Source organism: Streptomyces sp. DI166 (assembly GCF_900091315.1).
Classification (GTDB): Bacteria; Actinomycetota; Actinomycetes; order Streptomycetales; family Streptomycetaceae; genus Streptomyces; species Streptomyces fuscus.
The window spans coordinates 14,946-36,835 of the sequence record NZ_FLSP01000057.1 but is presented as its reverse complement, the minus strand read 5'-3'; the positions used below and the strand labels follow the sequence as shown (position 1 = coordinate 36,835).

The 21,890-nt window shown below is 71.6% G+C and carries 22 protein-coding genes and 1 tRNA gene; 8 read left to right on the top strand and 15 right to left on the bottom strand.

From position 1 onward, the window contains the following. Window positions 1-72: 72 nt before the first annotated feature. The 4 genes from GA0115233_RS25300 to GA0115233_RS25285 all read left to right on the top strand — a co-directional run bounded on the left by GA0115233_RS25300 (window position 73) and on the right by GA0115233_RS25285 (window position 3,536). Window positions 73-1,278, top strand: coding sequence for a DNA polymerase III subunit delta' (locus tag GA0115233_RS25300; protein ID WP_093722597.1), 1,206 nt, complete (start codon window positions 73-75; stop codon window positions 1,276-1,278). Window positions 1,279-1,409: 131 nt separating this feature from the next. Further along, window positions 1,410-3,023 (top strand): alpha/beta hydrolase, encoded by a 1,614-nt coding sequence (locus tag GA0115233_RS25295; RefSeq protein WP_093722596.1) that lies wholly within the window; start codon window positions 1,410-1,412, stop codon window positions 3,021-3,023. A 107-nt stretch (window positions 3,024-3,130) separates the two neighbouring features. Continuing rightward, window positions 3,131-3,207, top strand: a tRNA-Thr gene (locus GA0115233_RS25290). A gap of 134 nt (window positions 3,208-3,341) precedes the next feature. Beyond that, window positions 3,342-3,536, top strand: a complete 195-nt coding sequence (locus GA0115233_RS25285; protein ID WP_093722595.1) for a hypothetical protein — start codon at window positions 3,342-3,344, stop codon at window positions 3,534-3,536. Window positions 3,537-3,586: 50 nt separating this feature from the next. On the opposite strand, the gene GA0115233_RS25280 is transcribed toward GA0115233_RS25285, so the two are convergent. Genes GA0115233_RS25280 through GA0115233_RS25215 form a run of 14 tightly spaced genes read right to left on the bottom strand, consistent with a single transcriptional unit; the run spans window position 3,587 to window position 14,869 of the window. Further along, complete coding sequence (locus GA0115233_RS25280; RefSeq protein ID WP_093722594.1) at window positions 3,587-3,979, bottom strand: type II toxin-antitoxin system VapC family toxin; 393 nt, start codon at window positions 3,977-3,979, stop codon at window positions 3,587-3,589. Continuing rightward, complete coding sequence (locus GA0115233_RS25275; RefSeq protein WP_093722593.1) at window positions 3,976-4,257, bottom strand: hypothetical protein; 282 nt, start codon at window positions 4,255-4,257, stop codon at window positions 3,976-3,978. Before GA0115233_RS25275 ends, GA0115233_RS25280 begins: the two co-directional genes overlap by 4 nt. 57 nt (window positions 4,258-4,314) lie before the next feature. After that, on the bottom strand, window positions 4,315-5,595 hold the full coding sequence (locus GA0115233_RS25270; protein WP_093722592.1) for an MFS transporter: 1,281 nt from the start codon (window positions 5,593-5,595) through the stop codon (window positions 4,315-4,317). Further along, on the bottom strand, window positions 5,592-6,749 hold the full coding sequence (locus tag GA0115233_RS25265; protein ID WP_093722591.1) for an ATP-grasp domain-containing protein: 1,158 nt from the start codon (window positions 6,747-6,749) through the stop codon (window positions 5,592-5,594). Before GA0115233_RS25265 ends, GA0115233_RS25270 begins: the two co-directional genes overlap by 4 nt. 2 nt (window positions 6,750-6,751) lie before the next feature. Continuing rightward, window positions 6,752-7,417, bottom strand: a complete 666-nt coding sequence (locus GA0115233_RS25260) for a metallophosphoesterase family protein (RefSeq protein WP_176711931.1) — start codon at window positions 7,415-7,417, stop codon at window positions 6,752-6,754. A gap of 5 nt (window positions 7,418-7,422) precedes the next feature. Further along, window positions 7,423-8,625 carry an ATP-grasp domain-containing protein gene (locus tag GA0115233_RS25255; protein WP_093722590.1) on the bottom strand — a complete coding sequence of 401 codons (1,203 nt, stop codon included), beginning with the start codon at window positions 8,623-8,625 and terminating at the stop codon, window positions 7,423-7,425. Continuing rightward, on the bottom strand, window positions 8,622-9,050 hold the full coding sequence (locus GA0115233_RS41860) for a glutaredoxin domain-containing protein (RefSeq protein WP_255310344.1): 429 nt from the start codon (window positions 9,048-9,050) through the stop codon (window positions 8,622-8,624). Before GA0115233_RS41860 ends, GA0115233_RS25255 begins: the two co-directional genes overlap by 4 nt. Beyond that, window positions 9,050-10,192, bottom strand: a complete 1,143-nt coding sequence (locus tag GA0115233_RS25245) for a pyridoxal-phosphate-dependent aminotransferase family protein (protein WP_093722589.1) — start codon at window positions 10,190-10,192, stop codon at window positions 9,050-9,052. The genes GA0115233_RS41860 and GA0115233_RS25245 overlap by 1 nt, the downstream gene beginning before the upstream one ends. Next, a complete protein-coding gene (locus GA0115233_RS25240; RefSeq protein ID WP_093722588.1) occupies window positions 10,189-10,653 on the bottom strand; it encodes a YjbQ family protein in 465 nt (154 codons plus the stop codon). Before GA0115233_RS25240 ends, GA0115233_RS25245 begins: the two co-directional genes overlap by 4 nt. After that, the gene (locus tag GA0115233_RS25235) at window positions 10,650-11,771 is read right to left on the bottom strand and encodes a hypothetical protein (RefSeq protein WP_093722587.1); all 1,122 of its coding nucleotides are present in this window, start codon (window positions 11,769-11,771) and stop codon (window positions 10,650-10,652) included. The genes GA0115233_RS25240 and GA0115233_RS25235 overlap by 4 nt, the downstream gene beginning before the upstream one ends. Then, window positions 11,768-12,703, bottom strand: coding sequence for an isocitrate lyase/phosphoenolpyruvate mutase family protein (locus tag GA0115233_RS25230; RefSeq protein WP_093722586.1), 936 nt, complete (start codon window positions 12,701-12,703; stop codon window positions 11,768-11,770). The genes GA0115233_RS25235 and GA0115233_RS25230 overlap by 4 nt, the downstream gene beginning before the upstream one ends. Continuing rightward, window positions 12,700-13,746 carry an aldolase gene (locus GA0115233_RS25225; protein WP_176711930.1) on the bottom strand — a complete coding sequence of 349 codons (1,047 nt, stop codon included), beginning with the start codon at window positions 13,744-13,746 and terminating at the stop codon, window positions 12,700-12,702. Before GA0115233_RS25225 ends, GA0115233_RS25230 begins: the two co-directional genes overlap by 4 nt. Continuing rightward, window positions 13,743-14,342 (bottom strand): thiamine pyrophosphate-dependent enzyme, encoded by a 600-nt coding sequence (locus tag GA0115233_RS25220; RefSeq protein WP_218063541.1) that lies wholly within the window; start codon window positions 14,340-14,342, stop codon window positions 13,743-13,745. The genes GA0115233_RS25225 and GA0115233_RS25220 overlap by 4 nt, the downstream gene beginning before the upstream one ends. Window positions 14,343-14,344: 2 nt before the next feature. Continuing rightward, on the bottom strand, window positions 14,345-14,869 hold the full coding sequence (locus GA0115233_RS25215) for a thiamine pyrophosphate-binding protein (protein WP_093722584.1): 525 nt from the start codon (window positions 14,867-14,869) through the stop codon (window positions 14,345-14,347). Window positions 14,870-15,624: 755 nt separating this feature from the next. On the opposite strand from GA0115233_RS25215, the gene GA0115233_RS25210 reads away from it, so the two are divergent. The 4 genes from GA0115233_RS25210 (at window position 15,625) to GA0115233_RS25195 (ending at window position 20,442) form a co-directional block, all read left to right on the top strand. Continuing rightward, the gene (locus GA0115233_RS25210) at window positions 15,625-17,067 is read left to right on the top strand and encodes a hypothetical protein (protein ID WP_093722583.1); all 1,443 of its coding nucleotides are present in this window, start codon (window positions 15,625-15,627) and stop codon (window positions 17,065-17,067) included. A gap of 77 nt (window positions 17,068-17,144) precedes the next feature. Further along, the gene (locus GA0115233_RS25205; RefSeq protein WP_093722582.1) at window positions 17,145-18,929 is read left to right on the top strand and encodes a class II fructose-bisphosphate aldolase; all 1,785 of its coding nucleotides are present in this window, start codon (window positions 17,145-17,147) and stop codon (window positions 18,927-18,929) included. Beyond that, the gene (locus GA0115233_RS25200) at window positions 18,926-19,423 is read left to right on the top strand and encodes a YbaK/EbsC family protein (protein WP_093722581.1); all 498 of its coding nucleotides are present in this window, start codon (window positions 18,926-18,928) and stop codon (window positions 19,421-19,423) included. Before GA0115233_RS25205 ends, GA0115233_RS25200 begins: the two co-directional genes overlap by 4 nt. Window positions 19,424-19,524: 101 nt before the next feature. Then, window positions 19,525-20,442, top strand: a complete 918-nt coding sequence (locus GA0115233_RS25195; protein WP_255310345.1) for a DMT family transporter — start codon at window positions 19,525-19,527, stop codon at window positions 20,440-20,442. 12 nt (window positions 20,443-20,454) lie between these two features. Here GA0115233_RS25195 and GA0115233_RS25190 read toward each other — a convergent pair whose 3' ends face one another. Beyond that, window positions 20,455-21,810, bottom strand: a complete 1,356-nt coding sequence (locus GA0115233_RS25190) for an anaerobic sulfatase maturase (RefSeq protein WP_093722579.1) — start codon at window positions 21,808-21,810, stop codon at window positions 20,455-20,457. Window positions 21,811-21,890: the final 80 nt, after the last annotated feature.

Below are 21,890 nucleotides of genomic sequence, written 5' to 3'. Positions count from 1 at the left end.
CCGTCGTTGTCAGTGGGGCCCTCCACAATGGAGGGCGTACCGCGTCACGTGGACGAAAGGGCGGCGTACGTCATGACCGTGTGGGACGACCTGGTGGGGCAGGAGAAGGTGAGCGAGCAGCTCGCCGCCGCTGCCCGGGACGCCGACGCCCTGGTCACCGCCGCCGCGGCGGATGCCCCGCCCCCGGAGGCGTCGAAGATGACGCACGCCTGGCTGTTCACGGGCCCGCCCGGCGCCGGCCACACCCAGGCCGCGCGTGCCTTCGCCGCCGCGCTGCAGTGCGTCAGCCCCGACCGCGCCCTCGGCGGAGCGCCCGGCTGCGGCTTCTGCGACGGCTGTCATACGGCGCTGGTCGGCACGCATGCCGACGTCACCACGGTCGCGGCCGTGGGCACCCAGATCCTCGCCGAGGACATGCGGGACACCGTCCGCAAGTCGTTCACCTCGCCCGCCAACGGCCGCTGGCAGGTCATCCTCGTCGAGGACGCCGAGCGCCTGAACGAGAAGTCGGCCAACGCCGTCCTGAAGGCGGTGGAGGAACCGGCCCCGCGCACGGTCTGGCTGCTGTGCGCCCCCTCCATCGAGGACGTCCTGCCCACCATCCGCTCCCGCTGCCGCCACCTGAACCTGCGTACGCCCTCGGTCGACGCCATCGCCGACATGCTCGTACGGCGCGAGGGCATCGAGCCCGAGGTGGCCGCCGCGGCGGCCCGCGCCACCCAGGGCCACGTCGACCGGGCGCGCCGCCTGGCCACCGACCCGGCGGCCCGCGAGCGCAGAGCGGCGGTGCTGAAGCTGCCGCTGCGCGTGGAGGAGATCGGCGGCTGCCTGAGGGCCGCGCAGGAGCTGGTGGACGCGGCGGCCGAGGACGCCAAGCAACTCGCCGAGGAGATGGACGGCAAGGAGACCGAGGAGCTGAAGGCGGCGCTCGGCGCGGCGCAGGGCGGCCGGCTGCCGCGCGGCACGGCGGGCGTGATGAAGGACCTGGAGGACAAGCAGAAGCGCCGCCGCACCCGCACCCAGCGCGACAGCCTCGACCTCGCCCTGACCGACCTCACCGCCTTCTACCGCGACGTCCTCGCCCTCCAGCTCGGCTCCCGCGTGGCCATCGCCAACGCCGATGCCGAGGACGTCCTCGACCGGCTGGCGCGTAGCAGCACCCCGGAGGCCACGCTGCGCCGGATCGAGGCCATTGCGGCCTGCCGGGACGCCCTGGACCGCAATGTGGCGCCGCTGCTGGCGGTGGAGGCGATGACGATGGCGCTGAGAGCGGGCTGAGCAGGGGCAGTGGCGGATGCATGGAATGGCGGGTGGGTGAAGTGACGGGCGGGCGGTTGACCGCGTAACCCGTACGAGCCGTGACCCGCACGGAGGGCATCCATTCGGCTGCACAGAGTTACGCTCGCTGGATGCACATCAGGCGCCCCCACCCGACTCCCGCCCCCGGCACCGGGACCCCTCGGCACGCCCGAACCCGCAGAGCCCGGACGGCGGGAGCCCTTCTCGCCGTCGCCGCGCTGGTGGTCTCGGCATGCTCCCCCGGCGGCTCGTCGAGTGCGGCGAGCCCGGCGGCCGAGGCGGCGCTGGCCGCGCTGCCGCGGGCCACCCCGGACACGCTGGCGCCGTACTACAGCCAGGAGCTGAAGTGGCGGGCCTGCGGAGTCCCCGGGTTCCAGTGCGCCACGCTCAAGGCGCCGGTCGACTACGCGCAGCCGCAGAAGGGCGACGTGCGGCTGGCGGTGGCCCGCAAGAAGGCCACCGGACCGGGCAAGCGGATCGGATCGCTGCTGGTCAACCCGGGCGGGCCGGGGGGTTCGGCGATCGGCTACCTCCAGGCGTACGCCGGTATCGGCTACCCGGCCGAGGTGCGCGCCCGCTACGACATGGTCGCCGTCGACCCGCGGGGCGTCGCCCGCAGCGAACCGATCGAATGCCTGTCCGGGCCGCAGATGGACGCGTACACCCAGACCGACATCACCCCCGACGACGGGGCCGAGCGGTCCAAGCTGGTGGACGCCTTCAAGACCTTCGCCGAGGGCTGCGGCGCGGACTCGCCGGAGCTGCTGCGCCATGTGTCCACCGTCGAGGCGGCGCGGGACATGGACATCCTGCGCGCGGTGCTGGGGGACGAGAAGCTGCACTACGTGGGGGCGTCGTACGGCACGTTCCTCGGTGCGACGTACGCGGGGCTGTTCCCGCAGCGGGCCGGGCGGCTGGTCCTGGACGGCGCGATGGACCCCTCGCTGCCCGCCCGGCGGCTGAACCTGGACCAGACGGCCGGGTTTGAGACGGCGTTCCGGGCGTTCGCGCGGGACTGCGTGCAGCAGCCGGACTGCCCGCTGGGCACGGACGCCGAGAAGGTGGGCCCCAACCTGAAGGCCTTCTTCGAGGAACTCGACGCCCGGCCCATCCCCACGGGCGACGCGGACGGCCGCAAGCTGGGCGAGTCCCTCGCCACGATCGGCGTGATCGCGGCGATGTACGACGAGGCGGCCTGGGCACAGCTCCGCGAGGCGCTGACCATGGCGATGGAGGAGAACGACGGCGCCGGCCTGCTGGTCCTCGCGGACAGCTACTACGAGCGGGACGCGAACGGCAGTTACTCGAACCTGATGTTCGCGAACGCGGCCGTGAACTGCCTGGACCTGCCGTCGGCCTTCGACACCCCCGAGCAGGTGGAGGCCGACCTGCCCGCCTTCGAGAAGGCGTCCCCGGTCTTCGGCGAGGGCCTGGCCTGGGCCTCCCTGACCTGCGCGTACTGGCCGGTGGCGGCCACGGGCGAGCCGCACCGCATCAAGGCGGAGGGCGCGGCCCCGATCGTGGTGGTCGGCACCACCCGCGACCCGGCGACCCCGTACCGCTGGGCCCGCGCCCTCGCCGCCCAGCTCTCCTCCGCCCGCCTCCTGACCTACGAGGGCGACGGCCACACCGCGTACGGCCGGGGCAGCGACTGCATCGACCGCACGATCAACACGTACCTGCTCCGCGGCACCCCGCCTGCGGACAAAAAGCGCTGCTCATAGCCCCTGCCACCGGCCCCGCCCGGGACGGGTCGGGGCTGGTGCGGAGCACCCCCGGAAACTGTGTAGACTTACCGACGTTGCTGATCGCACCATAGTGCGGACAGCGCGCCGCCTTAGCTCAGATGGCCAGAGCAACGCACTCGTAATGCGTAGGTCTCGGGTTCGAATCCCGAAGGCGGCTCCATTCGAAAGCCCAGCTCAGGGTCACTCTGAGCTGGGCTTTTTCGTTCAGCGGTTACGGCGGCGGCGCCGGGGCGTGTGCTGCGCGGCTGTCCGTGGTCTATCCGTGGTCTCAGCGGTGGATGAGGAGCAGCAGGCATGAACAGTAGGAGCCAGTTGGGCGTCACCTCGACGGTGGCCGGCCTCTGTGCGCTGATCGCAGTGGGAGCGGTGATGGCCACGACGAACCTGTCCGGAGGGGTACGCATCGGCGTCACCGCCGTGCTCGTTCTCGCGCTGGCGGGCGTCATGGCCGTTGTTGGAGCCGCTGTGGCTCGAAGCCGTCGTCAGTGAGGCTCCCGTGACAGGGTGCTGTACCTCCCGGCTGGCGGAATCGCCGTGCGTCAGATCTTGACTGCGCAGACGCCGGAGCCGCACAGCATCAAGAGGTCCTCGGGGTCCGAGGTGAGGACCGTCACGGGAGAGGGGGAGGCCATCGCGGTGGCGGCCACGATCGCGTCGAGGGCGTACTTGTGGCCGTGGAGTCCGGCTGCGACGAGGAGCTTGCTGGCGTGACGGGCGATGGCTTCGGTGGGCGGGATGATGTTGACGCGGGAGACTGCGTAGTCGAAGCGGGCCGGGTTGGTCCTGGGGTCGCGGGCTTCGACGAGGGTGACGGAGCTGGTGATGACCCGTACGTCTTCGGCTTCGGCGGCGGCCAGCCATGCGGTGAGCTCGGGGGTGCGTCGTACGAGTTTGGACAGGCCCTCGCAGTCGAGGACGAGGGTGCCGCTCACGCGGAATCCGTCGAGCCGGCTGCGTCACCGCGCAGGATCGCCCGCTTGGCCTCGACTGCGGCCTGGTCGACGGGGCCGTGGTCGGCTTCGGCATCCTCGATCAGTTCGCGCAGCCGGTCGCGCTCCAACTGTCGCTGGATGAGGGCTTCGACATAGGCGGACATGCCCCGCTTGCCCGTACGCGCCTTGAGGGCCGCGATGGTGCCTTCGTGGAGGGAGACGGAGACCGGGCGAATCGGACCTTCGCCGGGAACTGGGTCTGAGGTGGTGGCGACCATGGAAATACGTTCACAAAAGTTTTGTTATTCGGTGTGGTGATTCGTCAGGGTGGTTCGTCATGCATGGGCGCCGGGCGTCCGCCCCGGCGCCCCCCTCACCCGCAACGCCCACGGCGCCGCCACCCCCGCCGCTGCGAACAGGGTGCCGAGCACCAGCCACCCCACGCGTGGATGGTCGCCCAGGCAGAGGGTGGCGATCAGGGCCGGGGCCAGAGCTGTTGCCGTGCCGCGGCCCAGGGAGAAGAAGCCCTGGTACTGGCCGTGCATGTGGTCGGGGGCGAGGTTGAAGCTGAGGCCGAAGGAGCCTGCGGAGAGCCAGAGTTCGCCCAGGGTCAGGGCCGCCGCGAAGAGCAGGAGGAGGGTGACGGCCTGCCAGCCGGACAGGCCGGCGGTGAATGACGCCAGCGCGCAGGACGCGAGGAGGGCGAGGCCTGCGGCTCGGCACATTGCCGCCGCCCGGGCGTTGTCCTCCGCTCCTCTGCTGAAGCGGATCTGGAGGCAGATCACCATCACTGTGTTGACCGTGACCATGGCCGAGACCAGTACTCGTGGTGCTTCCGTGTGTTCCAGTACCCACAGGGGGACCGCGAAGGACAGCACCTGGGCCTGGAGTGACAGGACTCCGCAGATCAGTGTGATCACGGCGTAGCGGCGGTCCCGCAGGACCTGCCAGCCCGAGCCGCGGCGGGGCGACTTCTCGGCCGCCAGTTCAGGCTCAGGCTTTGGGGCGCGCAGGCGGCGCAACGGTACCGCCGCCGCCGGGTACGTCAGTGCCGTGCACCACAGCAGGACCATGTAGCCCGTCTTCGAGTCCGCCTGGATCACCAGGGCCGAGGCCGCCGCGCCGATCGTGATGCCGATGTTGGTCACCACGCGGAGGTAGGCCCGCAGGCGGACGCGTTCGGCGCCCTCTCCTGCCGTCGCCACCAACGCGCCTCGCGCCGCCGTGCTGCCCTGTTCCGCCAGGAGGAAGACCAGGATCAGGCCCGCGAACACCGGGAACGTGCGGGCGAAGGCCAGGGCCGCCATCGTGGCGAACTGGATGGCGAGGAGGGCGGTGTACGTCCGTCTCGGGCCGTAGCGGTCCGCCAGTTTGCCCAGGGGGACCGCTCCTGCCAGTGCCGCTATTCCGGCGGTCGTGAGGGCCGTGGCCACCTGGTGGACCGGCAGGCCGACGACCCTTGTGAAGAACAGGGTGCTCGTCGTCAGGTACAGGCCGCTGCCCACCGTTTTGATCAGCCAGGACAGGGCCAGGAGGCGGGGGGCGCCCGGGGCCGGGAGCGCCGCCGTGAGCAGGGCTCGGGGGCGGCGGGGGGTGGGGGGTGCCGTGGTCGTCATGCCGGTGGCACCGCCAGTCTGTGCAGGTCCGCTATGACTCGCTCCGCGGACCTCTCGTCCGGAGCCTCGAAGTACGCCTCCAGGTGGGACGGGCTCGCGCACTCCTCCGGGGTCAGGACCTCCCGGACTCCGGGCGTCGACAGCACTCGTTCGCGCAGGCCGGGGAGGGCCGGGAGGCGGGTGCGGCCGATGGTCGCGGGGTGCGGGGTGCGGGGTGGGTGGCTGGGGGGTTCGCCGGTCGAGACGCGGGCGAACTCCTCCCACAGGTCCAGGCCGAACGCGTGCCACCACATGCGGGAGATGCCCATTCCGCCCGGCCGGACTGCCACTTCGCCGATCACCGGGCCCGTCCCGGTGCGGAAGACCTCCAGGTGGGTGACGCCGGCGGGCAGGGCCAGCGTCGCCACCACTTGGTGGTGGAGAGACAGGACCTTCTGCGAGAACTCGTCCTTCTGGTCCGCCACATAGCCGCTGTTCAGGTTCGGTGTGATGCGCAGGGGCGGGAGGTAGTAGCGGGAGACCGCCGCGTGGGCCACCTCGCCCTCGTGCACGACTCCGTCGCAGTGGTACTCGTGTGTGAAGCGCACCAGGCGTTCGACCTGGATCGGCAGCCGTTTCTCCGCGAGGTCGGTGAACTCGCCGGCGCGGTGGCGTTCGGTGAACTCGGCCGCGGAGTCCACGCGGTACGTGCACTTGGACGCAGCGCCGAACACCGGCTTGATCATGATCGGCCAGCCGGTCCGTTCCGCCGCCCTGGGCACGTCGGAGAGCGTGGCGGCCTGGGCGTAGTCCGTCACCGGGAGTCCCGCCGCCCGCAGTCTGTCCTTCATCGCCCGCTTGTGGGTCGCCCACAGCGACTGGTCGACGCCGGGGCCGGGCACGCCGAGCAGCGCGCGGACCAGGCCGGCCGCCACCACACTCTTCTCCGTCGCCGCGATGACATGGTCGACGGGGCCGTGGGCGGCCAGTTCGTACGCCGCCTGCTCGACCTGGGTCAGGTCGGCGAAGCTGTCGACGTACGCCGTCTCGTGGTCGCGGTACAGGTCGGCGTAGACCTTGCGGGTCATGACGCGGACGGTCACGTCGGGGCGGCGGGCCAGGGCCCTGAGGACCTCGGGCTTGTCCGAGTTGAGCAGGAGTACCTGCCGGGTCACTGCTACTCCGTAAGTTGAAGGTGGTGGTAGGTGACGGTGGCCGCCGCCTCGTCGATCACGGCCCAGGCGGGGGAGGGGCCGCGGTCCGGGGCGCAGCGGGTCACGGAGCCCACGTTGACGACGTAGCGGCCGTCGGGGGCGAGCGGGACCGGCTCCCCGAAACGTACGGGCACGTTCTCCACGCGCGTCGGGCTGCCCGGCCGCAGGCGGTACAGGGCACTGCGGTGGTGGTGGCCGTGCACCAGTGCCCGGCCGGGGAAGTCCGCCTCGGCGGGACACCACCGCCCCGGCTCCAGTTCCCGCCAGGGCAAGGAGTGGCCGTGGCAGTACCGGGCGAAGTCCGTGCGGTGCTCCGAGGGCGCGTCCAGCAGCGGGCGCGTCCAGTCGGGGAGGTGGGCCTCGGGCACCAGTGCGCGGATCCGCTCCTCCTGGTTGCCCCGCACCAGCCGTACGCCGTCCAGGAGGCGGGCGAGTTGGGGGTCCGCGTCGAAGACCTCCGTCAGGCTGCCCTTGAACTCGTACGCGGGCGCGTCCCGTTTGCCGACTCGGCACTCGAAGACGTCGCCCAGGCAGACCACTTCGTCCACATCCTGTGCGCGGATCCGTTCCAGGACCGCGCGCAGGCGTGCCGTGTCCCCGTGGATGTCGGTCAGCACGGCGTGGCGCACCGCTCTCACCCGCTCGTCCCGATCCGCACCCGGGACGCCAACTCCTCGCAGATCCGGGCTGCTTCTGCGGCGTCGGGGCCGTCGGCGATGACGTATCCCGCGCGGTCCTGCGAGGCGCGTACCCGGTGGACCGGGTCGCCGACGGCGACGTCCAGGTGGATCTCGGCGGTGGTGCCGGTGGTGTCCGGCAGGGTGATGTGTTCGACCTTTCCGGGGGGTGGGGTGAGGAAGCGGATCGCCGCTCCCCGGCGGGGCACCGGCGGGGCCGTGGGTGCGCTCAGCAGGCCGAACGGGCAGGCCGCGGTCAGGGTCACCACGTCCAAGTCGTAGGCTCTGCGCAGGAGTTCGCGGATCTTGTCGCCGCCGATGCGGTTGTGGGACTCCAGGACGCGCGGGCCCTTCGCGGTGACCTTGACCTCGGTGTGGGCGGGGCCCTCCACCAGCCCTACGGCGTCCAGGAAGGCGTGGACCAGGTCGGTCACCTCCGCCAGTACGGGCGCGGGGAGGGCGCTGGGCTGGGTGTGGCCCGTCTCCACGAACGCGGGGCCGACCAGCTTGTCGGTGACCGCGAGGACCGTGTGCTTCCCGTCGTGGGAGAAGCTCTCCACGCTGATCTCGGGGCCGTCGAGGTACTCCTCGGCGAGGGGCTGGGTGCCGCCCGCCGCCTCGAACGCCCGCCAGGCCTCCTCGGCCGCCTGCGCGTCGGCCACCTTGAAGACCGCCTGACTGCCGGTGCCGGCCGTGGGCTTGAGGACCACGGGGCCGTCCGTCGTACGGCAGAAGGCGGCCAGGTCCGCCGCGTCGCGCGGTGCGGCGGTGTGCACCGGGCCGATGCCCCGGGCGTTGAGCAGTTCCCGCATGCGCTGCTTGTCCTGGAGCAGGCGCACGGTGTGCAGGGAGTTTCCGGGCAGGCCGAGCCGTTCGGCGAGCGCGGCCGTGGGCAGCAGGCCGCGTTCGGTGAGCGACAGCACCCGGCCGAAGGGGTGCTCGGCGTGCAGCGGGGCCAGGGCCGCGTGCAGCGCCTCGGTGTCCGCCAGGTCTGCCGCGAGGGCCGTGTCGGCCTCCGCGGCGACGGGCGGCGCCGGTTCCGAGGCGTCGTGCACGAAGACCGTGGAGATGCCCAACGACCGTGCCGCGCACACCAGTTGCGGAGTGCCCGCGAGCACCGCGAGACGCGGTGTCGCGGGTACCTGGCGACCGGAGGTCATGCCACGGGCTCCGCCGCTGCCTCGCCCGGGAGTGCCACGGACTCCGGTTGGCCGTCGGCGGTCGTGGCGGCCACCTCGTCGGAGTCGCCGGCGGTCTTGGCGGCCAGCTCGTCGGAGTCGCCGGCGGTCCTGGCGGCCAGCTCGTCGGAGTCGCCGGCGGTCCTGGCGGTCAGCTCGTCGGGGTCGCCGAAGCGCTCCTTGAGGTACGCGATGATGTCCGCGTTCTCCCGCAGCCTGCCCGGGATCACGGTGGCGCCGTCGACCAGGGCCGGGATGAACTTGCTGCCCGTGGTGCGGATCAGCTCGTGCCGCTCCTCGCGCGGCTTGGGCACGTTGATGTTGATGTAGGAGACCTGGAGCCTGGTGAGCAGTTCGCGTACCGGCTTGCAGTCGGGGCAGGTCTCCCGCTGGAACAGGACGAGCATCAGCGGCCCTCCTCGTGGAACGTACGGATGATCTCGCCGACGCCGGAGCCCGGCGTGAAGGTGTGGCCCAGGTCCAGCAGGGCCATCTCCAGGGCGCCGAAGATCCCGCACAGGTCGAGGGCGTCGGCGGCGCCCACGTGTCCGACCCGGATGAGCTTGCCCTTGAGGTGGGCCTGGCCGCCGGTCATCGTGACGCCGTAGGACGTCGACAGCGTCTTCAGCAGGCGGCCGGTGTCGATGCCCTCGGGGGCGAGGGCCGAGGTGATGACGTGGCTGCGCCGGTGCGGGGCCTGCACGAAGGTGCTGAACCCGAGCTTGAGCAGGGCGCGTTCGGAGGCCTTGCCGAGTACGGCGTGGCGGGCGCGGAAGGACTCCGGGCCCTCCTCGTTCAGCATCTTCAGCGACTCGTGCAGGGCGAGCAGCAGGGACACCGCGGGGGAGGAGGACGACATGGGGTAGAAGTGGCGCAGGCGCTCGAACGACCAGTAGTAGTTCGGGCCGTTGGCCTTCTCCACCGCCGTCCACGCCTTCTCGGAGAGGGCGACGAAGGCCAGCCCCGGCGGGAGCATGAACCCCTTGTGGGAGGCGGCGAGGACCACGTCCAGGCCCCACGCGTCCATCTCCAGCGGGTGCACCAGCAGCCCGCTGATGGCGTCCACGACCACGACCACATCGGTGTCGCGGAAGATCCGCCCGATCGCCTCGACGTCGTTGAGCGCGCCCGTGGAGGTCTCGCTGTAGACGACGAACGCGCCCTTGATCCGGGGGTGTTCGCGGTACGCGACCGCCACCCGCTCGGGGTCGGCGCTGGTGCCCCAGTCGCTCTGCACGACGTGCACGGTGAGCCCGTAGGACCGGCAGATCGCCTGGAAGCGTTCGCCGAAGTAGCCGTTGGAGACGACCAGGACCTCGTCGCCGGGCGAGAAGCAGTTGGCGACCGCGGCCTCCATCGCGCCGGTCCCGGAGGAGGCGATGGTGTACACCGGGGCGTCGGTGCCGAACAGCGGGGGCAGAGCGCCGCTGATCTCGTGGATCAGCTGCTCCATCTCGGTGGAGCGGTGGTGGATGATCTCGCGGGCCCCGGCCAGCAGCAGGCGCTGCGGTACCTCGGTGGGGCCGGGGGTGGCCAGCCGCAGCTTCACCGGCTGTTCTCCTTGATCTCGTCGGGGCTGTGGGCGGGCGTCGCGGGCCGGGGCGCGTCGAGGAAGACACGGCGGGTGGCGGGCTTCAGGTCGAAGTCGAAGAGCACCACGCGGTGGCTGGGCGACATGGCGAGGCGGCCGTCCCGGAAGGGGACGAGCAGACTGGTGCCGAGCAGCGACGACTTCAGGTGCGAGAAGCCGTTGGGGTCGGCGGTGGTCAGCTCGTGCAGATAGCGGCCGCCGTCGGCGGGGGACTCCGGCGCGATCCGCTCCAGGGCGCGCAGCAGATCCTGCACGGCGCCCGGTTCGTAGCGCATCACGGTGAGCCCGATGGTGCTGCCGTGCGCGAACACCCCGGCCAGACCGTCGCCGGTGCCGTGCTCCTGGAGAGCGGCGGCGATCCGGTCGGTGAGGTCGTAGTGGGAGTTGAGGCCGGTGCTCTCCACCGTCAGTTCGATCACCGGGCCACCCCCGCGGGTCCGGCGATCGCGGGCGGCACGTTCTCGGTGGTCAGGTCGCCCGGACCGGTCACCGTCCAGGCGGGCACCCCGGACAGGATGCCGGTGATGCGGTCGCGCTGGGCCGCGTGGGCGGCGCGGTGGTCGTCGAGGTAGTGGTGCCAGCCCGCGTTCGCGCCGTCGAACGCCGACTCCACGTTGGCGCGCAGCACTTCGGCGTGCTCCTCACGGCTGCCGGTGAGCGGCTCGACGGCCGTGCGCTCGCCGGGGCCGATCGCCGGGTGCAGGAGCGCGGCGACCGCTACGCGCACCCCGACCGGGGCGCTCGGGAAGCGGTCCCGGAACGGCAGTGGGTCCACCGCGAACTTCCCCAGCGGCGAGAACGCGTGGCCCTCGGCGGGCGTGTAGTCGTCGCCGATGCCCGCGATCTCCTTCAGGCCCGGGTACTTGGCGATGGTGCCGTAGCCCAGATGCGGGTAGTCCGGCCAGCCCGCGGCGACGACCGAGCCGTCCGGCAGCTCGTGCAGCACGGTCTTGTCGCCGCTGAGCACCTGGTAGCCGAAGTGCTCCACCAGCTCCATGAGCACCGTGCTCTTGCCGGCCCCCTTCGCGCCGGTGACCAGGACGACCTCGCCGTCCCGGTAGGCGGCGGTGGCGTGCAGGACCGCGGCACCGGTGTTCTCCTGGTGCTTGAGCACCAGGTCGCGCACCAGCTCGACGAGGTCCATGTGCCCGCCCGCGCCGAGCGTCACGTCGATCACGCGGGCGGCGCGGTCGAAGCGGAAGCGGCTGCCCGTCTTGACGCACTCCAGGTACTCGCGGCCGTCCACGGCCGCCCGCCGCGCCGGGACGGTGAAGAACTCGCTCGCGCTCTTGCGCAGGTAGATGTCCTCCGTCGCGGTCCCGGCCGGGGGCGCGAGGCGCTCCGGGTCCGGGGCGTGGACGCGCAGGGTGGCGACCGGGTCGCGGTCGCTCTCGCCGGGCTTGGCCTCCTCGGCGACGAGATGGGTGGCCAGGAAGGCGAGCGCGCCGTCGATGTCGGCGCCGGGCGCCACCTCCAGGTCGAGGTGGGTGCCGTGGAAGTCCAGCCGCAGGGCGGCGTATTCGGTCGTGGCGGTCACTGTGCGGCCTCCGCGAGTTCGCGTCCGACGGACTCGTAGCGCTCCTGCTGCTCCAGCATCTGGGGCATGCGCTGGAGGTCGAAGACCTCCTTGAGCGGGGCGAGTTCGGACTCCACGTTCAGCGTGGTGCCGTCCCGCATGATCCGGGTGAGGGTCTCCCGCATGGCCCGGATCGAGCTGCGCAGCGCCTGGTTGGCGTAGATCGCCATGGCGAAGCCGCGCTGCTCCAGCTCCTCGACGGTGACCTGGTTGTACGTGGTCGGCACCACGATCACCGGGAGGTCGCCGCGGTAGGACTCGCGGAAGGCGAACACCTCCTCGGGGTCCTTGCGCTTGGAGTGGATCAGCAGGGCGTCCGCCCCGGCCCGCTCGTACACCTCGGCCCGGCGCAGCGCCTCCGCCATGCCCTGCCCGGAGATCAGCGCCTCCAGCCGGGCGACCACCACCATGTCGGTACGGGTCTCGGCGGCGGCCCGGATCTTGGCCGCGAAGTCGTCCAGCGGGGCGAGGTCCTGGTTGCCCTCGACGAAGCTGTTGAGCTTGGGGAACTGCTTGTCCTCGATGCACACGCCGGCCACGCCGCGCGCCTCGTAGGAGCGCACCATGTGGATGACGTTGTTGACGTTGCCGAACCCGGAGTCGCAGTCCGCGAGGACCGGGATGTCCACGGCGGCGGCGAGGTCGGCGGCCGCGTCCAGGCATTCGCCCATGGCGAGGATGTTGGCGTCGGGCACCCCGGCCGCCGCCGAGATCTCCAGTCCGCTGGACCAGACGACGTCGAAGCTGGCCTCCTCGGCGAGGCGGGCGCTGAGCGGGCTGTGCGCGCCCATGGCACGGGCCAGCCGCGGCGCGGCGAGCGCGGCGCGCAGCCGCCGGGCGGCGCCGGCCGTCGGGTCGTTCGGTTCCTGCTGGGGCGGTCGGCTCCCGGTCATGCGTCCCCTCCGTCGGTCCGTTCGGTTTCCTCGGTGCGGCCGGTGGTCGCCCCGGCCAGTTCCCGGCACACGTCCTCGACCGTCTCGTCGAGGACCTTGCGCGGGCGTGCCGCGCCGACCCGGCGCCCGACCTGCCACGGATCGAGACCGTGGCGGGCGCTGATCTTGTCGATGCGGTCCTGGAAGTAGAAGTGGTGGTCGTTGATCCCGGCGGCGATCTCGGCCCGGCGCACCGTCATGGGGCGCGGCAGCACCTGCTCGGCCACGTACTCGGCGGCCTCGCAGACCAGCGGCAGATCGGCGTGGGTGGCGTACTTGGGCCACGCGGTGAGGAAGGCGGCGGCCTGCTCGGTGGCGAGGTTCCCGGCGCCCCGCGCCATGGCGCACAGCGAGGCGTCCAGCCAGGTCACGCCCGCGTCCAGACCGGCGAGCGCGTTGGCCGCGGCCAGGCCCAGGTTGTTGTGGGCGTGGATGCCGAGCGGAGTCGGCAGCCGCTCGGCCAGCAGCTCGACGCGCCCGCGCACGTCGTCCGGGGTGAGCGCGCCGAAGGAGTCGGCGATGTAGAAGACGTCCGGTGCCTCGGCCGCCACGATCCCGGCGATCTCGGCGAGTTGCTCCTCGGTGGTGTAGCTGACGGCCATCAGATTGACGCCGACCTTCAGGCCGAGGGCGCGCACGGCGCGGACGTACTCCGGGACCCCGTCGATGTTCCACGGGTAGGCGGCGACGCGCACCATGGACACGGGGCTGTCGGGCAGGTCGTCCATGGCCCGGACCGGGCACACGGTGGGGACGACCATCACGGCCAGCTCGGCGTGGGACACGTCCGGCAGCGCGGCGAGGTACTCGGGTGTGCAGTGCGCCGAGGGGCCCGCGGTGGCGCTGGCCTTGCTGCCGGAGCCGCCGCGGTAGCCGACCTCGATGACGTCGACACGGGCGGCGTCCAGGGTGGCGACGATGGTGCGGACGTCGGTGGCGGTGAACTGCCAGTCGTTCTGGTTCCCGCCGTCGCGCAGGGTGCAGTCGAGCAGGGTGGGCTTCACACGGCTCCTTCCAGGTGCGACGTCAACGGGCCCGCGGACGGGGCATCGGCGCCCTCCGCCAGGTGGGTGCGGAAACGTTCCACCAGCTCCTGCGGCGTCTGTTCCACGCGCTTGCCCGCCGGGTGGCCGCGCAGCTCGCAGCGGATCCGCACCAGCGTGGGTGTGCCGGTCAGGTCCAGGGCGGCCAGCCCGTCGAGGTCGTCCACGGTGTGGGCGGCGGCGTAACCGGCCGCGAGGGCCATGGCCGCCGGGTCGCCGAGGGCGGCGGTGCGCTGGCCGCCGGTGCTCTCGTGGGCGCCGTTGTCGAGGACGACGTGCACCAGGTTCGGCCGGTGCTCGGCGATCATCGGCAGACAGCCCGGGTTCATGGCGAACGAGCCGTCGCCGTCCAGCACCAGCACCCGGCGGTCCGGGTGGGCCAGGGCGATGCCGAGCCCGATCGGCGCGGCCATGCCCATGGAGCCGACGAGGTAGAAGTGGTTGGCACGGTCGCGGATGTTGTACACGTCGCGCGTGATGTAGCCGCAGGTGCTCACCGTCAGGGCGGCCGGCTCCCGCTCCAGCAGCGCGCCCAGGGCGTCACGGATGTCCAGCAACGCTAGATCCCCTCCCGGACGATCAGTACGGCGGTGCTCCGGCCGTCGTCGTACTGCTTGAGGAACGCCTCAACCGAGTCCTCGGGGTGCGCGTTGTCCAGCACCGTCCACGGCAGCCCGAACACATCGAGCAGCCGGGTGAGTTCGCGTCCGATGACGTCGTGCTCGACGGCGTCGTTGCCGCCGTGTCCGCGCCAGCTGACCACGAGCGGCAGATGGACGTCGTAGATGAGGTTGAACGAGGTGAGGACGTTGAGCGAGTAGCCGAGGCCGGAGTTCTGCATCAGAACCACGGGCCGGGCGCCCGCCACGGCGAGTCCGGAGGCGACTCCGAGGGCGCTGTCCTCGCGCGGCGCGGGGATGTACGCGGCCGGACAGCCGGGGTCCTCCAGTAACCGGAAGAAGCCCTTCAGCAGGGAACACGGGACGCCGGTGAAGTGGGAATGCCCGCGGGTTACGAAGGCGTTCAGCAGGATTTCTGCGACTTCGGTCCCGGGTCCTGCCGCCAACGATGACTTGGGCAGCACGGATGACCTTTCTTTTGCGAAGCACGGACGCGGTCACGCCCGGAGGGGAGCGTCTGTGTGCCCCCCGACCGAGCGGATCCTGCATGACGCCCGGGTGAATCCGCAATGACATTCCAGTATGCGAGCAGGCGAATTCCAGAACGGGCGATTCGGGTATGTCAGGCGTTCGGTGATCTTGTGGGTGGTCACTGCATGGATTTGAGCCCCGCAATGACTCAATATCGATGTTTGAAACAGTGGGCATGAGGATCCGGTGCCGGAATTCGGTTGCCATCGACACAAGTAGGAGGGACTGGTTCCGGTCTCGGGACGGGCTTCGCCGCTGGTCACGCGGGTGTACGTGCGTGACGCGCATGCGCGCGCGTGCCCGGAGGCGAGGGCTCGGGGGCATTCGTGCCCTGCCCGGCCGGCTGCGCGTTTTCGCCCATTGGAGGAGGGTTCGGGGCGTGTGAGAGGCCGGAATCCGGCGTTCGGTGCATCTGGTTTGAGTCAGATCGGAGGTGGGGTGTCCGAAATTTGACGGGCTGAATTTGATCTTCCTCGTGTACATTCGGCGCCATCGGTGTGTCGATGCCTCAGGGGGCCCGAAGAATCGGGGAGGCTCGCAGAAGAGCATTGACGGCAGCGTTCGGCCCGGTCCGACGCATAACCCCGCACAGCGTCGTGCGGGAGAGCCGACTCCTCGCTTCGTTCATTTCTCAAGTTCCTTTCTTAATTTCTTTTCAGCTCTTTCCGACATGCAACGGGGTTGATTCATGCGCGCGGCAGAACAGGACAGTGGTGTCGGCCTTGTCGACGACGGAGCGCAGGCCGCGGTGGAGGCGGCCGAGGAAATCATCGAGGAGGCGTCCGGCGGCGACGGCGGGGTGTTCGCCCCGGCGTGGTCGGACGACCGGGTGGCGCACCTGCTGGAGCGGCTCACCTCGGACTTCGTGCTCGACAACACCTACCGCGAGCAGCACCTGAGCCTCACGGCCAGCGAGAACTACCCGAGCAAGCTGGTCCGGATGCTCGGCAGCGCCCTGCAGGGCGGCTTCTACGAGTTCGCCCCGCCGTATCCCACCGAGGCGGGCGAGTGGGCCTTCCCGGACTCCGGCGCGAACGCGTCCCTGGTGGGCAAGCTGACCGGGATCGGGCGGCAGCTCTTCGAGGCGGCCACCTTCGACTGGCGGCCCAACGGCGGCTCGGTCGCCGAGCAGGCGGTACTGCTGGGCACCTGCGGGCGCGGTGACGGCTTCGTGCACTTCGCGCACAAGGACGGGGGCCACTTCGCGCTGGAGTCGCTGGCCGCGGCGGCGGGCGTCAACACCTACCACCTGCCGATGGTCGACCGCACCCTGCTCATCGACGTGGACCGGCTGGCCACGCTGTGCGCCGAGCACCCGGAGATCAAGCTCGTCATCCTCGACCAGTCCTTCAAGCTGCGCTGGCAGCCGCTCGCCCAGATCCGGGCCGCGCTGCCCGAGGGCGTCTTCCTCGCCTACGACGCCAGCCACGACGGCGCGCTGATCGCGGGCGGGGCGCTGCCGCAGCCGACGCTGCTCGGCGCCGACGCCGTGCACGGCAACACCCACAAGACCATCGCCGGGCCGCAGAAGGCGTACATCGCCTTCCGGGACGCCGACCACCCAAGGCTCAGGGCGGTGTCGGACTGGGTCTGCCCGCAGATGCAGAGCAATTCCCACGCCGAGCTGATCGCGCCGATGTACGTGGCCCTCTCCGAGATCGCCCTGTACGGCCACGACTACGCGCGCCAGATCCTCGCCAACGCCAAGGCCCTCGCGCACGCCCTGCACGAGGAGGGCGTACGGGTCTCCGGGGAGTCCTTCGGCTTCACCGAGACGCACCAGGTGCACCTCGTCACCGGCTCGGCCGCCGACGCGCTGCGCCTGGCCCTCGGCGACCTGGCGCACGCCGGCATCCGCACCACCAACATCGAGGTACCGGGCGCCAACGGCCTGCACGGCCTTCGCCTCGGCGTCCAGGCGATGACCAGGCGCGGGCTGCGCGAAACGGAGATGCGCGAGGTGGCCCGCCTGGTGGCCAAGGTCGTCCTGCGCCGCGCCGAGCCGACGACGGTGCGCGCCGAGGTGGCCGACCTCCTCCAGTCCCACCCCCTGGACCGGCTCGCGTTCTCCTTCGACTCCCACGTCGAGTCCCCGGCGGCGGCCCGGCTGCTCGGGGAGGTGTTCCGGTGAGCGTCACGAGTACGCGGGACAAGGGGCGCACCCGGACCTTGATCCCTCAGCCTCCCCTTCCACCCGGAGTGCCCGGCGTGCTGAGCGCGGCCGTGCGCCCCCGCCGGAACGACGTACCGCACGCCGTCATCAGCGCGGAGGTCTGGCACACCGAGTGGGCGAGGGACCTGGTCGAGCGGCTGGCGCTGCGGACGGTCATCGCCGACGAGCGGCTGTCCTGCGAGCGGGTGCTGGACACGCTCGCCGCGCAGTCCGTGGCGTTCGTCTGCGAGGAACTGCCGGTCAGCGGACTGGCCGCGATGACCTGGGCGGCGCGCCGCACCGAGGCGCTGCGCCGGGACGACCCGCTGCTCGGCGTGGTGTTCATGGTCGAGGACCCCCGGGCCCTGGACCCCCGCGCCCTCGGCCCGCTGGTACGCACCCTGTCACCCGGCGACACGGACCTGCCCGGCTTCCTCGCCGAAGTGCAGCGCGTGCGGCGCGAGTTCCACTGGGAGGCACGCAACCGGCGCCCCGCTTCCCGGCCGGCCGGGGAGGCCGCGGCGCGCCCCGCCCGGTGGGCCGGGACCGTACCGAACTTCAATGTGAAGCACCCGTCCATGCTGCTGCCGTACGCCCTGCTCTCGGCGCGCACGCGGCGGGAGGTCTACTGCGAGGTCTCGCCGCAGGAGGCCCTGCTGTTCGTCGCGGACAGCGTGGGCCGGGGCCCGGCCGCCGCCGTCGCCGAGGTCTTCCGCACCCTGCGGCAGGACGTCGACCGGCTCAACTCCGCGCTCGGCTCCCGGCTTCGGCTGCACCTCGACCACGCCGACGACTACGAGGTGGTCCAGGCCGCCTGCGAGGCCGGGTTCGACTCCGTCATGGTCGACGGGTCCGGCCGTACGCTCCACCAGAACGTGCTGTTCACCAACGCGGCCACCGAACTGGCCCGCCGCTACGGCGTCCTCGTCGAGGGCGAGATCGGCTCCATCGACGGCGCGGGTCTGCGCAAGTGGAACAAGACGACACCGGGCGACTTCACCCGGTTCGCCGAGGACACCGACCTCGATCTGATCGGGGCGCACGTGGGCCAGTTCCACAGCTTCGACTACGGCTTCGCCGCCACCCGCCGCTCGCTCGCCGAGGTCGGACTGCTGGACGACCGCGCCACCGGCGACGACCTGCACGCCTTCACCGAGGCGTGCGCGAGCGTCGAGAAGGAGCTCAACGACGCCGGACTGCCCGGCTACTCGGCCGAGCACCGGCTGCTCGCGGCGCTGGCCCGCCGGGCCACCACCGAGGGGGACGGGCCGCGCCTGGACGCCGTGTTCCAGGAGATGCGCGCCCGGGTCCCGGTGTACCAACGGCCGCTGCTGGACGCCCTGGAGAAGGAGTGGCTGGAGCGGAGGCTGGCCAAGGCGCGCCGCAAGACCGAGCTGTGGGACGAGGTCTTCGCCACCGAGCCCGCGCGCGAGCACCGGTACGCGGCGATCGACCACGGACTCGTCCAGACCCTCACCAAAGTGCTGGACGGCACCGGCCGCGCCCTGGTCGTGCACGGCGGCACCTCGCTCTCCCGCGTCGACCTCGCCTCCCTCCCCGCGCACGGCGTCGCCCGGGTGAACTTCGGCAGCGGCGTCTACGCCGACTATCTGGAGGCCCTGCGCGCACACCTCCCCGTTGACGTCAACGCGGCAACGGGCGAGGGAACTTGGAAGCACCTGCGGCGCATGTCGTACCTTGCGGAGGCGACACGGGACTGGCGGTCCTGGACCGACGCTCCGCCGTCCTTCGTCGACACCTTCGTCAGCCGGCTGGAGCGGTGCTACGCGGCCCCGCTCCGTGGCCGTACGCCCGAACAGGCCCAGGGAGGCCGCAGTTGAGTCCCTTTGAGCAGATCGTCGACCTTCTCGACCGTGAGAAGGCCAGGTACCGCGTGGTCGAGCACCCGGCCGAGGGGCGCTCCGAGGAGGTCGCCTCGGTGCGCGGCACGACCGTCTCGCAGGGCGCGAAGGCGCTGGTGTGCCGGGTGAAGGGCATCGAGGCGCCGGCGGTGCTGGCCGTGCTCGCGGGCGACCGGCGCGCGGACCTGAAGAAGGTCGTCGCCGCCGTCGAGGGCAAGAAGGGCGGGTTCGCGCCCTCGGAGCTGGCCGAGCAGCTCACCGGGTGCGCGGTCGGCACCATCCCGCCGCTGTCGCTGACCGGCACGCTGCCCGTCGTCGTGGACGAGGAGTTCCTCGCGGCCCACGAGGAGATCGCCTTCAACGCGGGGCGGCTGGACCGCTCGGTGGTCATGGCCACCGAGGACTACGTACGGATCGTGGCGCCCGCGGTGGCGTCCATCGCGGCGCCGGTGGTTCCGGCGGCGGCTCAGTAGGGACCGACACAAGCCCTGCGGAGTCCGGGCACAGGCCCGGCAGGGTCCGGCACAAGGCCCGGCAGGGTCGGAAGAAAAAAGGGGGGTGCGTCGGCTTGCGTGTGCGCATCGGGGCACAGTTCGTCGCGCTGGCGTGCGCGTGGGGCTCCAGTTTCCTGTTCATCAAGGTCGCGCTGGACGGGCTGACCCCCGCACAGGTCGTCTGGGGGCGGCTGGTGCTGGGCGCGTTGGCGCTGTGCGCGGTCATGGCGGTGACCCGCAGCCGGATCCCCCGCGACCCCGGGCTCTGGCTGCGGCTGTCCGTGGTCTCCGTCCTGCTGTGTGTCGTCCCCTTCCTCCTCTTCTCCTGGGCCGAACAGCACCTCGACTCCGGTATGGCGAGCATCCTCAACGCCACCACCCCGCTGCTGACCCTCGCGGTCAGCACGGCGGCCCTGGCGGACGAACGGCTCGACCGGCGCCGTACGACCGGCCTGCTCGCCGGGTTCGCCGGGGTCCTGGTGCTGATCGGCCCCGCGGGCCTGACCGGCGGGAGTGGCCACCTCCTGGCCCAGCTCGCCTGTCTCGGGGCCACCGCCTGCTACGGCGTCGCCTTCGTCTACCTGCGCCGCTTCATCACCCCGCGCGGACTACCGGCGGTCAGCGTCGCCTTCGTGCAGGTCAGCATCGGCGCGGTCATCATGCTGGCGGCCACCCCTTGGCTCGCCGGGCCCGCGCCCCGCGTCGACGCGCCGATCGCGCTGAGCATGCTGGCGCTGGGCGGGCTGAGCACCGGCCTGGCCTACCTGTGGAACAACAACATCGTCCAGGCCTGGGGCGCGGTGAACGCCTCCGCGGTCACCTACCTCACCCCGGTCGTCGGCGTCACCGCGGGCGTGCTCCTGCTGGGCGAGCGCCTGAGCTGGAACCAGCCGCTCGGCGCGGCGCTGATCATCGCCGGGATCATGGCGGCCCACGGCACGCCCCGCCCGGTCGCGGCGCCGGAGGCCGAACGGGAGAAGGAGCGCGTACCCGGCTGAGCGGCGCCAGGGCTACCGCGCCGCGACCGGTCTGCCGTGGCAGCGCGCCCACTTGCGGCCGCCGCCGCAGGTGCAGGGCGCGTTGTGCGGCCGACGGGCGTCGGTGTCGGCGTACTGGCGCATGATCAGCGCGGGTGCCCGGCCCTGGCGCAGCAGGGTGGCCATCGTGCGCATCGGGGTGTCGATGTGCTGGAAGAACGCCTTGAAGCCCGCGCACAGGTGGTTCAGGCCCGGCTCGCCGTCGGGGGTGGTCGCGAAACGGTCCTTGGGGCAGCCTCCGTGGCAGGCGAAGCGGACGTCGCAGTCCAGGCAGTAACGGGGGAGGGTGGTCTCCTTGGCCTCGCCGAAGCTCCGCTGCCGCGGTGAGTCGACCAGTTCCAGCAGGTGCCGCTCGCCGATGTTGCCGAGCAGATGGTCCGGCTCGACGAAATGGTCGCAGGAGTACAGGTCGCCGTTGTGTTCCAGGGCGAGTGCGCTGCCGCAGGTACGGGAGTGCACACACAGGGAGGGCTGCTCGCCGTACCAGTTGGCCAGGGCCACGTCGAACATCTGGACGTAGACCCGGCCGACGTCGTGACGTACCCAGTCCTCGAAGACGTCGACGAGGAACCTGCCGTACTGCTCCCCGGTCACCGAGCGGTCGGTGACCCGGTCGCCCTCCTGCCGGTACAGCGGGCGGTCCTTGGCGCGGGCGCCCCAGCCGTCGTTGGCCAGCGGCAGCTCGCGCGCGGTGGCGCGCTCCACGATCGGGATGAACTGCATGTGCTCGGCGCCGCAGTCGTCGCGCAGGAAGGCGTAGACCTCGCGGCCGTGCCCGGCGTTGGCGTCGTGCAGCGTGGTCAGCGCGTTCCAGCGCACGCCGTGGGCGCGCAGGTGCTCCAGGCCCCGCATCACACGGTCGAAGGTGGGCTTGCCGCCCTTGTCGACCCGGTACGCGTCGTGCAGCTCGCGGGGACCGTCCACGGAGAGCCCGACCAGGAAGTCGTTGTCCCGGAAGAAGCGCGCCCACTCGGCGTCGATCAGCGTGCCGTTGGTCTGGACGGTGTTGACGATCCGCTGGCCGGGGCGGGCGTAGCGCCGCTCGTACTCCAGGGACCGGCGGAAGAAGTCCAGGCCCATCAGCGTCGGCTCGCCGCCCTGCCAGGCCACCGTGACCTCCGGCGCGGGGCCGTGCGCCTCGATCAGCTGCCGGATGTAGGTGTCCAGCAGCTCTTCCGCCATACGGAACCGGCTGCCCTCGTACAGCAGCTCCTTGGACAGGAAGAAACAGTACGTGCAGTCCAGGTTGCAGACCGCGCCCGTCGGCTTGGCCAGGAGATGGAACGGGCGGGGCCGGACGGTCGGGTCGGGCAGCTCCACGGTGCTCATGCGCACAGGATGCGCGGCGCGCGGCTGCGGACGAGTCACCCGTGGCGGGTGAGGCGCGGCGTGTCCCCTGTGGTCACGGT

Coding starts and splice junctions, on each gene's coding strand:
- GA0115233_RS25300 (WP_093722597.1), top strand. CDS start 73: ATGACCGTGTGGGACGACCTGGTGGGGCAGGAGAAGGTGAGCGAGCAG.
- GA0115233_RS25275 (WP_093722593.1), bottom strand. CDS start 4,257: ATGGTCGCCACCACCTCAGACCCAGTTCCCGGCGAAGGTCCGATTCGC.
- GA0115233_RS25295 (WP_093722596.1), top strand. CDS start 1,410: ATGCACATCAGGCGCCCCCACCCGACTCCCGCCCCCGGCACCGGGACC.
- GA0115233_RS25285 (WP_093722595.1), top strand. CDS start 3,342: ATGAACAGTAGGAGCCAGTTGGGCGTCACCTCGACGGTGGCCGGCCTC.
- GA0115233_RS41860 (WP_255310344.1), bottom strand. CDS start 9,050: ATGCTCGTCCTGTTCCAGCGGGAGACCTGCCCCGACTGCAAGCCGGTA.
- GA0115233_RS25270 (WP_093722592.1), bottom strand. CDS start 5,595: ATGACGACCACGGCACCCCCCACCCCCCGCCGCCCCCGAGCCCTGCTC.
- GA0115233_RS25190 (WP_093722579.1), bottom strand. CDS start 21,810: ATGAGCACCGTGGAGCTGCCCGACCCGACCGTCCGGCCCCGCCCGTTC.
- GA0115233_RS25230 (WP_093722586.1), bottom strand. CDS start 12,703: ATGACCGGGAGCCGACCGCCCCAGCAGGAACCGAACGACCCGACGGCC.
- GA0115233_RS25255 (WP_093722590.1), bottom strand. CDS start 8,625: ATGACCTCCGGTCGCCAGGTACCCGCGACACCGCGTCTCGCGGTGCTC.
- GA0115233_RS25210 (WP_093722583.1), top strand. CDS start 15,625: ATGCGCGCGGCAGAACAGGACAGTGGTGTCGGCCTTGTCGACGACGGA.